Source organism: Mycobacterium shimoidei (assembly GCF_900417275.1).
Taxonomy (GTDB): Bacteria; Actinomycetota; Actinomycetes; order Mycobacteriales; family Mycobacteriaceae; genus Mycobacterium; species Mycobacterium shimoidei.
Window position 1 is genome coordinate 582,124 of sequence record NZ_UEGW01000001.1, and the last position, 13,464, is coordinate 595,587.

9 protein-coding genes and 1 pseudogene are annotated in these 13,464 nt (G+C 69.7%); 7 read left to right on the forward strand and 3 right to left on the reverse strand.

Annotation, left to right across the window (positions count from 1 at the left end):
* Both MSP7336_RS02915 and MSP7336_RS02920 read right to left on the reverse strand, forming a co-directional pair.
* Nucleotides 1-465: a LytR C-terminal domain-containing protein gene (locus MSP7336_RS02915; RefSeq protein ID WP_113963010.1), complete on the reverse strand. Its 465-nt coding sequence runs from the start codon at nt 463-465 to the stop codon at nt 1-3.
* Nucleotides 466-519: 54 nt separating this feature from the next.
* Nucleotides 520-828: a nucleoid-associated protein NapA gene (locus MSP7336_RS02920; protein WP_069397415.1), complete on the reverse strand. Its 309-nt coding sequence runs from the start codon at nt 826-828 to the stop codon at nt 520-522.
* 123 nt (nt 829-951) lie between these two features.
* On the opposite strand from MSP7336_RS02920, the gene MSP7336_RS02925 reads away from it, so the two are divergent.
* From MSP7336_RS02925 to MSP7336_RS24625, 7 genes and pseudogenes are all read left to right on the forward strand, one after another.
* Complete coding sequence (locus tag MSP7336_RS02925) at nt 952-1,545, forward strand: peptide deformylase (RefSeq protein WP_069397414.1); 594 nt, start codon at nt 952-954, stop codon at nt 1,543-1,545.
* Nucleotides 1,542-2,429, forward strand: a complete 888-nt coding sequence (locus MSP7336_RS02930) for an N-acetylglutamate synthase, CG3035 family (RefSeq protein WP_113964746.1) — start codon at nt 1,542-1,544, stop codon at nt 2,427-2,429. Before MSP7336_RS02925 ends, MSP7336_RS02930 begins: the two co-directional genes overlap by 4 nt.
* A gap of 13 nt (nt 2,430-2,442) precedes the next feature.
* Nucleotides 2,443-3,243 (forward strand): exodeoxyribonuclease III, encoded by an 801-nt coding sequence (locus MSP7336_RS02935; protein ID WP_181786922.1) that lies wholly within the window; start codon nt 2,443-2,445, stop codon nt 3,241-3,243.
* A 188-nt stretch (nt 3,244-3,431) separates the two neighbouring features.
* Nucleotides 3,432-3,890: a hypothetical protein gene (locus tag MSP7336_RS02940; RefSeq protein WP_069397412.1), complete on the forward strand. Its 459-nt coding sequence runs from the start codon at nt 3,432-3,434 to the stop codon at nt 3,888-3,890.
* A 68-nt stretch (nt 3,891-3,958) separates the two neighbouring features.
* A complete protein-coding gene (locus tag MSP7336_RS02945) occupies nt 3,959-8,404 on the forward strand; it encodes an HAD-IC family P-type ATPase (protein ID WP_308207458.1) in 4,446 nt (1,481 codons plus the stop codon).
* Between the two features lie 89 nt (nt 8,405-8,493).
* Nucleotides 8,494-8,907 carry a hypothetical protein gene (locus tag MSP7336_RS02950; RefSeq protein WP_069397455.1) on the forward strand — a complete coding sequence of 138 codons (414 nt, stop codon included), beginning with the start codon at nt 8,494-8,496 and terminating at the stop codon, nt 8,905-8,907.
* Between the two features lie 2,145 nt (nt 8,908-11,052).
* Nucleotides 11,053-13,173 (forward strand): annotated as a pseudogene (locus MSP7336_RS24625) (cation-translocating P-type ATPase); the annotation flags it as partial.
* Here MSP7336_RS24625 and MSP7336_RS24630 read toward each other — a convergent pair.
* Nucleotides 13,136-13,384: an Rv1535 domain-containing protein gene (locus MSP7336_RS24630; RefSeq protein ID WP_372507621.1), complete on the reverse strand. Its 249-nt coding sequence runs from the start codon at nt 13,382-13,384 to the stop codon at nt 13,136-13,138. The pseudogene MSP7336_RS24625 and the gene MSP7336_RS24630 overlap by 38 nt on opposite strands.
* Nucleotides 13,385-13,464 lie beyond the last annotated feature (80 nt).

The following is a 13,464-nucleotide window of genomic DNA, read 5'->3' on the forward strand; positions in this document are numbered from 1 at the left end:
TCAGCCCGCGACTACCACGATGACGCCGGGCGGCTGGTCTGCGACGTCGGGAACCCGCGGTTCCACCGGAACGTCCAACGTCTTGCCGACGGCCTCGGCGGTATCGCGCTCCCCGGGAGCGTTGCTGAAATACACCGTCGTCGTCGCAACATCGGGCAGCGACAGGTTACCGACCTCGGTGACGTTGTAGCCCTGCTCCTTGAGTTGGTCGGCGGTCCGTCCGGCGACCCCCTCTTCACTGGAGATGTTGTACACCCGCACCTCGGCTTTGGCCGCGGGAGGCGTCGACGTCTTCGGCGACATTGTGCTCGTCGTCACGGCCGACACCGAATCGTCGTCGTCGGAGTCACCGCCGGATCCCATGGCCTGGAACCCGACCAGCATGAAGATGATGCCGAGAAACAGCAGCACCATCACCATGGCCCGCAGGGGTAGCCCGGTGGAGTCCGGAACACGCTCATTCATCGAGGCCCACTGTAACTATGAGCGGGCAAAAAGCCGCAAAAGGGGCGCGGTACCTCAGGTGACCTCGAAACCGAGCCGGCGTGCGGCACGCGCCTTTTGCCGGCTGGCGCGCAGCCGCCGCAGCCGTTTCACCAGCATCGGGTCGGCGGCCAACGCTTCGGGCCGGTCCACCAACGCATTGAGCACTTGGTAATAGCGCGTTGCTGACATTGCAAACAACTCTTTGATGGCTTCTTCTTTGGCGCCGGCGTATTTCCACCATTGCCGCTCGAATGCCAAAATGTCGTGTTCGCGGCGGGTTAACCCATCGGCCAGTTCAGAGTCGTCCCCCGATCGATTAGCCCGCGCCATCGCGCCGTCCATATCGCTTCCTGGACCCTTCCGGCGATTTCTCGAATACTCGCTCTGTCGGCGAATATTCAACCATGTCGGTATCTGTTGCCCCGTAACCCTGGCCCGCGAGTCGCCCGCTTAAGCTTGCCGACCATGGCAGTCGTACCCATTCGCATCGTGGGCGATCCGGTTTTGCACACCCCCACCAAGCCGGTGCCGGTAGCCCCAGGGGGTTCGCTGCCAACCGATCTGGCGGAGCTGATCTCCAACATGTTCCAGACCATGGACGCCGCGCATGGGGTGGGGCTGGCCGCCAACCAGATCGGCGTACCACTGCGGGTCTTCGTCTACGACTGCGCCGACGAAGCGGGGCAGACCGCGCGTCGCCGCGGTGTGGTGATCAACCCGGTCCTGGAGACCTCTGAGGTGCCCGAAACCATGCCGGACCCGGACGACGATCTGGAGGGCTGCCTGTCGGTGCCCGGTGAGTCGTTTCCGACCGGACGCGCCAAATGGGCGCGGGTCACCGGGCTCGACGCCGACGGCAACCCGATCGAAATCGAAGGCACCGGGTTGTTCGCGCGCATGCTGCAGCACGAGACCGGCCATCTGGACGGTTTTTTGTATCTGGATCGCCTGATCGGCCGCCACGCCCGGGCCGCCAAGCGTGCGGTCAAATCGCACGGCTGGGGTGTTCCCGGGCTGTCCTGGACACCGGGGAAGGATCCGGACCCATTCGGCCACTGAGACTTCCTGCCGTCGGCACGCGAGTCAGCGTGCGGTACCGCCGGCCGCCGGGTGAGGTGCCACCGTTGACCGACGCGGTGGGTGTGCTGCTGGCCGTCGACCCGCTGGTGCGGCTGCAGACGAAGACGGGTGACGTGGTGGAGTTCGCCCCCGCCGACGTGGTGACGGTGCGCCGGCTGACCGACGTGCCGGTGCGTAACTCGCAGATCCGCGCGGTCGAGCACGCCGCGGCGCTGGCCTGGCCCGGTGTCGAGCAGCAGTGGCTGGACGGCTGGCTGCTGCGCGCCGGTCACGGATCGACTCGCCGTGCCAACTCCGCGGTGCCGCTTGATTTTTCGGCAAACGCGGCGGCTATCCCGGCGATCGTCGACTGGTACACCGAACGTGGGCTCCCGCCATTGCTCGCTGTGCCGGACCGCCTGCTGCGACTGCCCGACGACACGCCGACCGAAATCGAAACCCGCATGCTGGTGCGCGATCTGGCAAACGTGTCGGCGCCCGGTGACGTCACGCTGCAGGCACAGCCAAGCGACGAGTGGCTGGCCTGCTACGCCCGCGAGGTGCCGCGCGACGTGTTGACGTCCGTCGTCGACGGTGAGCTGGCGTTCGGGATGCGCGCCGGCGTCGCGGTCGGACGGGCCGCGGTGACACCGGCACCGGACGGCGAGCGCTGGGTGGGCCTGTCCGCAGTGCGAGTCACCGAAGGCCACCGCCGGCAAGGTCACGCCCGGGCGCTGTGCGCAGCGCTGCTGGCCTGGGGTGCGCAGCGCGGCGCCACCCGCGGCTACGTGCAGGTCGCCGACGATGCCGCGGCACTTGATCTGTATCAGTCGCTGGGATTTACGCCCCAGCACCGCTGCCGCTACATCCGAGTGCACTCCTAGCCTGTAGTGCATGCTGCGGTTGGCCACCTGGAACGTGAATTCGATACGCACCCGGTTGGATCGCGTCCTGGACTGGCTTGGCCGCGCCGAGGTCGACGTGCTGGCCATGCAGGAGACGAAATGCGCCGACGATCAGTTCCCGACGCTGCCGTTCTTCGAACTCGGCTACGAGGTGGCGCACTGCGGGTTCAATCAATGGAACGGTGTGGCGATCGCCTCGCGCGTCGGCCTGGACGATATCGAGGTCGGCTTTGCCGGCCAGCCCAGCTGGAGTTCCAAGCCGGATGTGGCCGCGGCCTCCGAGGCCCGCGCCCTGGGCGCCACCTGTGGCGGGGTGCGGGTGTGGAGCCTCTATGTGCCCAATGGCCGTGCCCTAGACGATCCGCATTACGCCTACAAACTGAACTGGCTTGCCGCGCTGCGTGATACCGCCGCGGGGTGGCTGCGCGACGACCCGCAGACGCAGATTGCGCTGGTTGGCGACTGGAATATCGCACCGACCGACGACGACGTCTGGAGTGTGGAGTACTACCGCGGCTGCACGCACGTCTCCGAGCCGGAGCGCATGGCGTTCCAAGCGATCGTCGACGCGGGTTTCAGCGACGTGGTGCGGCCGTTCGCGCCTGGACCGGGCGTTTACACCTACTGGGACTACACCCAGTTGCGATTCCCGAAGGGGCAGGGCATGCGCATCGACTTCATCCTGTGCTCGCCGGCCCTGGCCGCGCGGGTCGTCGACGCGCAGATCGTGCGCGAGGAGCGCAAGGGTAAGGCTCCCAGCGACCACGCACCGGTGTTGGTTGAGTTGCGCTAGCAGCAACGGTGGCGCATCGACGGATCACTGGTGTCAGATATGGGTTGTCTATGTATTGCCCAAGGATCGGGCATCGGTGCTGATGGTCAATTAGCGTGGTTGGTGGTGAACCCTGTACGTTGCCCGGACGGCGAGCGGCACACCACGGGTTCACGACTTGGTTACCAGAGTGAAGATCGGGAGACATCATGGTTCGCGACGCGGCGCGCAGGCTCAGTCAAAAAGTGAACCGTGCGGCGGCGGCAACTACAAGCGCGGCCGCCGCTGCCGGTGGTGCCGCGGTCAATGGCGTGGTCGGAGGTGTGACCGGCGCTGTCAGCGGCATCCAACGTGGAGTAGGTAGCAAAGGCGCTGCGGTGCCCGCGGCGGTTTTGACCTTGGGAGTGGTCGGCGCCACCGGCCTTGTTGAATGGCCGGTGGTTTTGGCTATCGGCGCCGGAGCATTGATGCTGCGTCAGCTGAGCCGGCACGACAAGGACGGGGCACCGGCGAAGGCAGCGCCCGCCAAGTCGGGCAGTTCGACCCCGCCCGCCAAGTCGGGCGGTTCGACCCAGTCGGCCGCGCGCAAGCCCCAACGCACCACGGCGGCGAAAAAAGCACCGGCAAAAAAGGCGTCGCGCTCGCGAAGTGCAACCGCCAGACGGTAGGCATAAGAGGCACACTCTATAAGCAACATAAAGCCACGACTGAAGACGGTTGAGCCTTGCAAAAATCAATATCGGCGCGCGTTGTTTCGAGAGGTATCCGAACAGCAACCGCGCTGTTTGAGGCGTCTATACACACTGCTACCACCGCAGCTAACAGTGCTGCGAGTTTGGCGACGGCCAGTGCCGAGCTTGGTGTGGAAATGGCCACCATCGCGGTGCGCGAGGGAGCCCATGCGCTCTCGCTTGGGCGTTCGGGCTCCTCGCCGACACGGCGCTGTTGGGCCGGCGACGGCCGAGCGTGGATCGAGGTGCGCGGTCTGGGCGATCGCGATGCGGCGGACTGCGAGCGCGCTGTGCTGGAGGCCGTCCGGTCTGTGCCCGGAGTTACCTCGGCGCGGCTGAACCGACCGCTGTCGCGGGTCGTGGTGGAAGTCGACGGCGAAGCGACCTCGCTGGAAAGCCTGTGCCGCGCGGTCGACGAGGCCGAACGCCGGTCTCGCCGCAGCCCCAGACCCAGCCACAGCCCGGACACCCCGGCGCGCCCGGGCAGTCTGCCCGGGGATGGCCTGCTGCTGGCCAGCAGAGCCGTCCTGCTCGGCGTGAACGCGGCGGGATTGGGCGTCGCGCTCGCGGGCCGGGCGCTGCGGTTGCCGGGCGCCCCGATCGCGGTCAATGCGGCGGCGGAGATCGCCAATCACCAACCGTGGCTGCGGGGCCTCCTCGCCGAGCGGATCGGCACCGGGGCGACCGAGACCGTGCTGTCGCTGACCACCGCGGCCGCGAACATTGTCACGTTGTCGCCGGCATCGCTGTCGGTGGAATTGATGCTGCATGGACTCAAGGCGGTCGAGTCCCGCGCGCAGGCCCAGGCGTGGGAACGCTACGAGCCGCTGCTGGCCCGCCATGCCGAGCACGGCGACGTCGCGCAGCCGTCGCGCCCGGTGCCGCCTCCGGACGGGCCGGTCGAGCGCCATGCCAAGCGGATCGCCTGGGTGCAGGCGGTCGGTACCGGACTGGTCGGCGCCTTAACCGCAAACCTCAACACCGCCGCGACGGCAGCCGTGGTGGCCGCCCCCAAGGCGGTGCGCACCACCCGCGAATCGTTCACCGCGACGCTCGGAGCCGGATTGGCCGAGCACCACGGGGTGTTGCCGCTGCGCCCGGAGAGTTTGCGCCGGCTCGACAAGGTGGACGCGCTGCTGATCGACCCCAGGGTGTTGTACAGCGACACGTTGCGGGTGGTCGGCGTCCGTGGTGCCCGGCCCGACAAGCTGTCCGCGGCCTGGAGTCGCGCTCAGAAGCTGCTCGACGACCCGGGCATCCAGCCCGGGTGGCAGCCAGTGCCCGGCATGGCAGGCGTCGACGCGTTGATCCATCCGGCGCAGCACCCGTTGGCGGCGGCCGTGGTGACACAGGCGCGGGCGTCCGGCCCGGAGATGGTCACCGTCGACGCCGACATACTCGGCGAGTTGCGGCCGGCGTTCGACGAGGTCCGGCCGGTCGGCGGGTCGATCGACGATGCGCTCGCACAGGCGCTGGCCGACCTGCAAGAATCCGGGCGCACCGTCGCGGTCCTGTCGTCGGCCGCCGAGCAGGCACTCGCGTCCGGCGACGTCGCGCTGGGAGTCATCCCGAAAAACGGCAGCGCCCCGCCGTGGAACGCTGATCTGCTCCTGGAAGATCTGGGCGGTGCATGGCACGTGCTGCATGCGCTGCCGGCGGCCAAGCAGGCAAGCCAACGCGGTATCGCGATCTCGGCCGGCGCGTCAGCGCTGGGCGCGCTGTTCCTGGTTCCCGGTGTGCGGGGGGCGCGCGGACCCGGACTGGTGACCGGCGGCGCTGCAGCCGGACTGATGTCGGGATACTTGCTGGCTCGCCGAGTGGTTCGCACGGCGGCGCCCAGGCCGGCGCCCGCCTACGAATGGCATGCGATGTCGCCCGAGCAGGCCCGCGAGCTGCTGGCGTCGCTGGACACCCAGTCACCGCGCGCGATCTCCGACTCTCGGGCACCCGAGAGAGGATTCTGGCAGTTCGCCAAGGCTGTGCGCGCCGAGTTGTCGGATCCGTTAACCCCGGTGCTGGCGCTGGGTTCGGCGGCCACCGCGGTGCTGGGTTCGCCGCTCGACGCGGCAATGGTCGGCACGGTGCTGGTCGGCAACTCGCTGCTGGCGGCCGGTCAGCGGCTGCGTGCCGAGAGCCGGCTCAACCGGCTGCTGGCGCAGCAAACGCCGCCGGCACGCAAGGTCACGACCGGTCCGGACGGTAGCTACACCTACAGCGAGATCCTCGCCGAGGAGCTGACCCCGGGCGACCTGATCGAGGTACGCAGCAACGAGGTGGTGCCCGCCGACGCCAGGCTGATCGCAGAAGAGGACCTCGAGGTCGACGAATCGTCACTGACCGGCGAGTCGCTGTCGGTGGAAAAGCACATCGAAGCGACGCCGGGCGCCGAACTCGCCGATCGCCGCTGCATGCTCTACGCCGGAACCCACGTGGTGGCGGGCACCGGGGTTGCGGTGGTCACCGCTGTCGGCGCCGACACCCAGGAACGGCGGGCGTCCGAACTGGCGTCCGGTGAGCTGCCCGCCGTCGGCCTACAGCATCAACTCAGCCAGCTCACCAGCCGCGCCTTCCCTGCCACCGCGACCGGTGGCGCATTGGTCGGCGGACTGGGGTTGTTGCGCGGAGCCGGCCTTCGCCATGCCCTGGGCAACGGCATCGCCGTCGCGGTGGCCGCGGTGCCCGAGGGGATGCCGCTGGTAGCCACCCTGGCACAGCAGGCGTCGGCCTGGCGGCTGAGCAAGTTCGGCGCCTTGGTCCGTGTCCCGCGGTCGGTGGAGGCGTTGGGCCGCGTCGACGTGGTCTGCTTCGACAAGACCGGGACGCTCAGCGAAAACCGCCTCCAGGTGACCCTGGTGCACCCGGTGTCGGGCCAGTCGCGCGAGGAGGTGTTGCGCTGTGCCGCGAATGCCGCGCCGACGCCCAACGGCGCTCGACACGCGCACGCGACCGACCAAGCCATCATCGAGGCGGCATTGCAGGTCAACGGCGAAAGCCTCGCGACGCAGCGGGATGCGCACTTGCCGTTCCGCTCCGGTCGCGCTTTCTCGGCGACGGTGTCGGGTAACGAGCTGACCGTCAAGGGCGCGCCGGAAGTTGTGCTGGATGCCTGTCAGGACACCGACGCGGCCGTGCACCTCACGGTGTCGGAGTTGGCGGCCAAGGGCCTGCGAGTGATCACGGTGGCTCGGCGCGAGCTGACCGCGCAGCAGGTGCAGTCGGTACGCAAAGACCCCGACAGCATCGTCGAATTGTGCAGTGACGGCCTGTCGCTGCAGGGCTTCCTCGGGTTGTCGGACACCCCGCGTCCCGCCGCGGCGCGCCTGCTCGCCGACCTGGCCGCCCACGACGTGGCCATCCGGCTGATCACCGGGGACCATCCCATCACCGCGACGGCCATCGCCGGCGAGATGGGCCTGCCGGTGACCCCGGAGCAGGTCATCACCGGGTCCGAATGGAATGCGCTGTCACGCAAGGAGCAAGAACGCGTGGTGACCGAGCGGGTGATCTTCGCGCGGATGTCACCGGAAAACAAGGTGCAAGTCGTCCAAACGCTGGAACGCGCGGGGCGGGTGTGCGCCATGGTGGGCGACGGCTCCAACGACGCCGCGGCCATCCGGGCCGCCACCGTCGGCGTGGGCGTCGTCGCGCACGGCAGCGACCCGGCGCACACCGTCGCCGACGTGGTGCTGACCGACGGCCGCATCGAAGCGCTGCTGGACGCGATCGAGGAAGGACGCCGGTTGTGGCAGCGGGTGCAGGCGGCGGTGTCGGTGTTGCTTGGCGGCAACGCCAGCCAGGTGCTTTTCGCGATCGTCGGCAGCGCGTTCAGCCCCACGCCGCCGATGAACACCCGCCAGTTGCTGCTGATGAACGTATTCACCGACGCATTGCCGGCCGCCGCGCTGGCCGTCAGCATGCCCAGCGGCCAGGTGAAGCGCCCGGGACGCGGCCCCGACGAACGCACCCTGTGGCGTGCCGTCGCCGTTCGCGGTGGCACAACCGCGGCGGCGGCCACGGCGGCCTGGGCGATGGCCGCGTTCAGTGGGCGTCCGCAACGCGCGTCCACCGTGGCGTTGATCGCATTGGTGGCCACCCAGCTCGGTCAGACGTTGATGGAGTCGCACGCACCTCTGGTGGTTCTCACCGCGGCCGGCTCGTTCGCCGTGTTCGGGGTTCTGATCAGTACCCCGGGGCTCAGCCAACTGTTCGGGTCGACACCGGTGGGTCCGGTCGGCTGGGCACAGGGGCTGGGGTCGGCCGCCGTCGCCACCCTGGCGATGTCGGTTGGCAGGCGCCTGCTCGCGGATCGGCTCACGGCCGAGCCGTCTGAGCCCGCGCCGACTCACGAAGTCGAGTCGGCGCCCGGGCAGCCGGGGCAAGACCTGCCGCGGCGCAAGGTCGCCACCCCCGAGAGCGACAGAGAGGTCGCGGCATCGGTCGCCGGTGTGTAACCGCAGATGAGTCCCACGGCGTAAGCGGCGGGCGCCTTTGCGCTATACAACCGCCGCCAGGGCGTGAACAATGACATCCGGGAGTGATCATGGGTGTCATTGACGGCGCGGTGCGCAACGTCAGTCGAACGGTTGGGCGTGCCGCGGCGGTGACTACTGCGGCGGCCGGCGCGGTGGGGGGCGCCACAGTGGACGGGATCGTCGGAGGCGTAGCCGGAGCGGTCGCCGGTGTGCAGCGCGGGCTCAAGGCGGGAAGTCGCTCGGTTCCCGCAGCGGCGTTGACATTCGGCGCGATCGGCCTCACCGGCCTGGTCGAGTGGCCGGTGTTGTTGGCGGTCGGCGGCGGCGCGTTGCTGTTGACCCAACTGGATACGCGCCGGGACACAGCAGCCCCGGCCAAGCGCGTGCCAGCGAAACCCGCGGCGCCCCAACGCCGCACAGCCCGAAGCAAACGGACACCGGCCAGGCAGTCTCGCGGCACGCAGTCGCGCAGCCGTCGTTAGTCCACCCGGTTGAGTACCGTCGAATCCGTGCGAAGATCCTTGCCCCTGCGCGCGTTGACTCTGGGCATTCAAGCCACCGCCGCGCTCGCCGGGGCAACGCTTCAAACCGCGACGCAGACTGCGGGCACGCTGGGATCACTGGCCTCCACGGGCCTGAGTATGGCCGCAATTCCGGTTCGCGAAGGCGTGCGGGCGGTAGCCGGCGAACTGCCCGGCACGCCGGCGCTGAACCGCCATTGCTGGCGCGACGAGCGCCGGGCGTGGATTGAGGTCCGCGGCCTTGACCGTCCGGGCGGCGACGAACTCGGACGTGTGGTCGTCGACGCTGTCGCCGCCTGCCCCGGGGTCACATCGGCAACCCTGAACCGCCCGTGGTCGCGCCTCGTCGTCGGCCTCGACGACGAGGCGGTGTCTTTGCGTGAGCTGTGCCGTGTGGTCGATGATGCTGAAAAGAGTTGTCAGGCTGGGCGTTTGAGCCCCCGCGCGCAGCCCCTGCCGGGCGACAGCGGGCCAATGGCCAACAAGGCGGTGGCCGTCGGCGCCACCGCTGCCGGTATGGCCGCCGCGACGGTCGGCCGGATGCTGCGCTGGCCGGGCCTGCCGGACAGCGTCGAGGCGGCCGTGGTGGCGGTGGACTACCAACCGCGGCTGCGGCAGCTGCTCGAGAACCGGATCGGGCACTCGGCCACCGACACCGCCCTGACCATCGCCATGACCGCCGCGCACGTCGTATCGTTGTCGCCGGCATCGCTGGCGATCGACCTGATGATGGAAGTACTCAAGGCCGCCGAATCCCGCTCCGCAGCGCGGGTTTGGCGCCAACACGAACCCAGGCTGGCCGCCCACGCCGCGCAGGCGCAGATCCATGCCCCATGGCGACCGGTGCCGCCGCCGACCGATCCCGCCGAGCGGTACGCGCGGTTGGCGGCGCGTGTGCAGGCCGTCGGCGCCGGTCTAGTCGGCGCCGGCACCCGCAGCGTCGGGATGGCCGCCACCGCGGCGTTGGTGGCCGCCCCCAAGGCCCTGCGCACCACGCGCGAGTCGTTCGCGGCGACGCTTGGTCAGGGCTTGGCCGATCAGCACGGCATTTTGCCGCTACGCCCGGACAGTCTGCGCCGGCTCGACCAGATCGATGCGCTGCTGGTCGACCCGAGGGTGCTGTGCACCGAAAAGCTACGAATCGGGCGGGTGCGGGGGGCACGCGACGACGAACTGGCCGCGGTGTGGAACCGCGCCCAGGCGCTGCTGGCGGCCCCCGATGTGCGGGTCGGCTGGCATTCGGTGCCCGGCGCGCGGGGCGGCAAAGTCGAGGCGTTGGTCTGCCCCACCCACGATCCGCTGGCGGCGGCGGTACTGGCCGAAGCCCACCACAGCGGGGTGGATTTGATCTCCATCGACATCGAGGCGCTCGGCGATCTGCGACCGGCGTTCGACGAGATCCGCCCGCTGGAGGTCGGATCCGTCGACCACGCGCTCACCGACGCGCTGGCCCGCCTGCAGCGCGACGGCCACGTGGTGGCCGTCCTGTCGGCCGCTGCCGGCCAAGCGCTGGCGTCGGCCGATGTGGCGCTGGGCGTGATGCCACGCAACGGCACCGACCCACCGCCGTGGTACGCCGATCTGGTGCTGCCCGACCTGGCAGCAGTCTGGCGAGTGCTGCACGCGTTGCCGGCGGCCAAAACCGCCACTCGGCGCGGGATCGAGATATCCACCGGCGCGTCCGCGTTGGGCGCGTTGCTGATGCTTCCGGGAGTACGCGGGCGCGGACCCGGCCCGGTGACCACCGGTGCGGGGGCCGGCCTGCTGTCCGGATGCTGGGCGGCCCGGCAGATACTGCTCGCGCCCACCCCGCGAGCGGCGCCTATGCACGAGTGGCACGCGATGAGCGTTGATCAGGTCCGCCAGGAGCTGCCGCCGCCCGGTTCGCCGGAAAGCGCGCAGCCGGGCCGCGCGGCGGCCGCGGCCCGGCGTGGCGCCGATCTGACGGGGCGGCCCCGTCGCGCGATGTGGCAGTTCGTCAGGGCCGTGCGCGCCGAGCTGTCCGATCCGCTGACCCCGGTGTTGGCGCTCGGGTCGGCCGCCAGCGCGGTGCTGGGTTCGCCCGTCGACGCGCTGCTCGTCGGCTCCGTGCTCACCGGAAACGCCATGCTGGCTGCAAGCCAACGTTTGCGGGCCGAAGGCCGGCTCAATCAACTTCTGGCTCAACAGATCCCGCCGGCCCGCAAGGTGACTTTCGGTGCCGACGGCACGCCGGTGTACACCGATGTCATTGCGGCGCAACTGCGTCCGGGCGATGTCATCGAGGTGCGCACCCACGAGGTGGTGCCTGCGGACGCCAGGCTGATCGAGGAGGACGATCTCGAGGTCGACGAGTCGACGCTCACCGGCGAGTCGCTGCCGGTGGAGAAGCAGGTTGAGCCGACGCCCGGTGTGGAGCTGGCCGAACGCCGCTGCATGCTGTTCGCCGGGACGACTGTCGTGGCGGGCACCGCGGTGGCGCTGGTGACCGCCGTCGGCGCCGACACCCAGGCGCGGCGGGCCGCCGACCTGGTGTCCGGCCAGCTGGCGCCCGTCGGGCTGCAACACCAGCTCAGCCAGCTCACCAACCGCGCTTTCCCGATCAGCATGGGCGGCGGCGCACTGGTCAGCGGGTTGGGCCTGCTGCGCAGCAAGGGGCTACGGCAGGCGGTGGCTAGCGGCATCGCGGTCACCGTGGCCGCCGTCCCCGAGGGCATGCCACTGGTCGCCACGCTGGCGCAGGCGGCATCGGCGCGGCGGCTGACGAATTTCGGTGCGCTGGTGCGGGTTCCGCGGTCGGTGGAGGCACTTGGCCGCGTCGACGTGGTGTGCTTCGACAAGACCGGGACGCTGTCGGAGAACCGACTGCGAGTGACGCAGGTACATCCGGTGGCGGGCAACTCGCGCGAGGAGGTGTTGCGCTGCGCGGCGCACGCGGCGCCGACGGCCAACGGCAACCCGCAGGTGCACGCCACCGACCGGGCGATCATCGACGCGGCAGTCAACGGCTCGACGCCGGCCGAGGCCCCCTTTGAACCCGATGCTCATCTGCCGTTCCGCTCCGGCAGGTCGTTCTCGGCTTCGGTGTCCGGCGACGAGCTCACCGTCAAAGGAGCACCCGAAGTGGTGTTGCGCGTTTGCCAAGACGGCGGCACCAGCATGGACCGCGCGGTGCGCGAGCTCGCGGGTCAGGGACTACGGGTGATCGCCGTGGCGCGCCGGCAGCTGACGCCGCAGCAGGCGGACGCGGTACGCGATGACGAGGACGCCATTGCGGAAATGTGTGAAGACGGGTTGTCGCTGGTCGGATTCCTCGGGATATCCGATACTCCGCGCGCCGAAGCTCCCGGATTGCTCGCGGCTCTCGCCGAACGCGACACGGCCATCCGGCTGATCACCGGCGATCACCCGATCACCGCGACCGCGATCGCCCGCGAGCTGGGCCTGCCGGTGACACCCGATCAGGTGATCAGCGGCGCGGAGTGGGACGAGCTGTCCCGCAAAGATCAGGAACGCGCGGTCGCTGAGCGGGTGATCTTCGCCCGGATGTCACCGGAGAACAAAGTGCAGATCGTCCAGACGCTGGAACGCACCGGCAAGGTGTGCGCGATGGTCGGCGACGGCTCCAACGACGCCGCCGCGATCCGCGCCGCCACCGTCGGCATCGCCGTTGTGGCGAGCAGCAGCGACCCGGCCCGCACCGCCGCGGACGTCGTGCTCGTCGACGGCCGCATCGAGGCACTGCTGCACGCCATCGAGGAAGGCCGCGAACTGTGGCGGCGCGTGCAGGCGGCGGTGTCGGTGCTGCTCGGCGGCAACGCCGGCGAGGTGGGATTCGCCATCCTCGGCAGTGCGCTCACCGGCCGCTCGCCGCTGAACACCCGGCAGCTGCTGCTGGTGAACATGCTGACCGACGCCCTGCCGGCGGCGGCCCTGGCGGTGAGCCCGACGACCGGGCCGGCGGCACGCGGCGGACGCGGGCCCGACGAACAGGCGTTGTGGCGCGCGGTAGCGGTGCGTGGAACGACGACGGCCGCCGCCGCGACAGCAGCCTGGGCCATGGCAGAGGTGACCGGACGCCCGCAACGTGCTTCGACCATCGCGTTGGTGGCCCTGGTGAGCGCTCAGCTCGGCCAGACCCTGCTCGATTCGCGTGCCCCGCTGGTGGTGTTCACCGCGTTTGGTTCACTGTGCGTGATGGCTACGTTGATCAGTATTCCGGTGGTGAGCCAGCTGCTCGGCTGTACGCCGCTCGGGCCGGTGGGCTGGGCCCAGGGGCTGGGACCAGCCGCGGTGGCAACCGGCGCGCAGGCAGTGGCCAACCGCTTGATGCCTGGTGGACGCGCAGCGTTGCCGGAACCGGATCGGCGGGCCGACGAGTATGACCAACCTCCACAACACCGACCCGCCACAACGCGGCATACAGCTGAGTCACCGGACCGATCAGCAGGGCGGCCATCGCTGAGGCTAGTGGATCAACCAGAGCATCAGTCGTCGTCCTCACACCCCCGACAGTGACCGCAGCAGCAGGCTCGACGG

Excerpts from the sequence above, each read along its gene's own strand:
- MSP7336_RS02920 (WP_069397415.1), bottom strand. The coding sequence starts at position 828 with ATGGACGGCGCGATGGCGCGGGCTAATCGATCGGGGGACGACTCTGAA.
- MSP7336_RS02925 (WP_069397414.1), top strand. The coding sequence starts at position 952 with ATGGCAGTCGTACCCATTCGCATCGTGGGCGATCCGGTTTTGCACACC.
- MSP7336_RS02940 (WP_069397412.1), top strand. The coding sequence starts at position 3,432 with ATGGTTCGCGACGCGGCGCGCAGGCTCAGTCAAAAAGTGAACCGTGCG.
- MSP7336_RS02950 (WP_069397455.1), top strand. The coding sequence starts at position 8,494 with ATGGGTGTCATTGACGGCGCGGTGCGCAACGTCAGTCGAACGGTTGGG.
- MSP7336_RS24630 (WP_372507621.1), bottom strand. The coding sequence starts at position 13,384 with ATGGCCGCCCTGCTGATCGGTCCGGTGACTCAGCTGTATGCCGCGTTG.
- MSP7336_RS02915 (WP_113963010.1), bottom strand. The coding sequence starts at position 465 with ATGAATGAGCGTGTTCCGGACTCCACCGGGCTACCCCTGCGGGCCATG.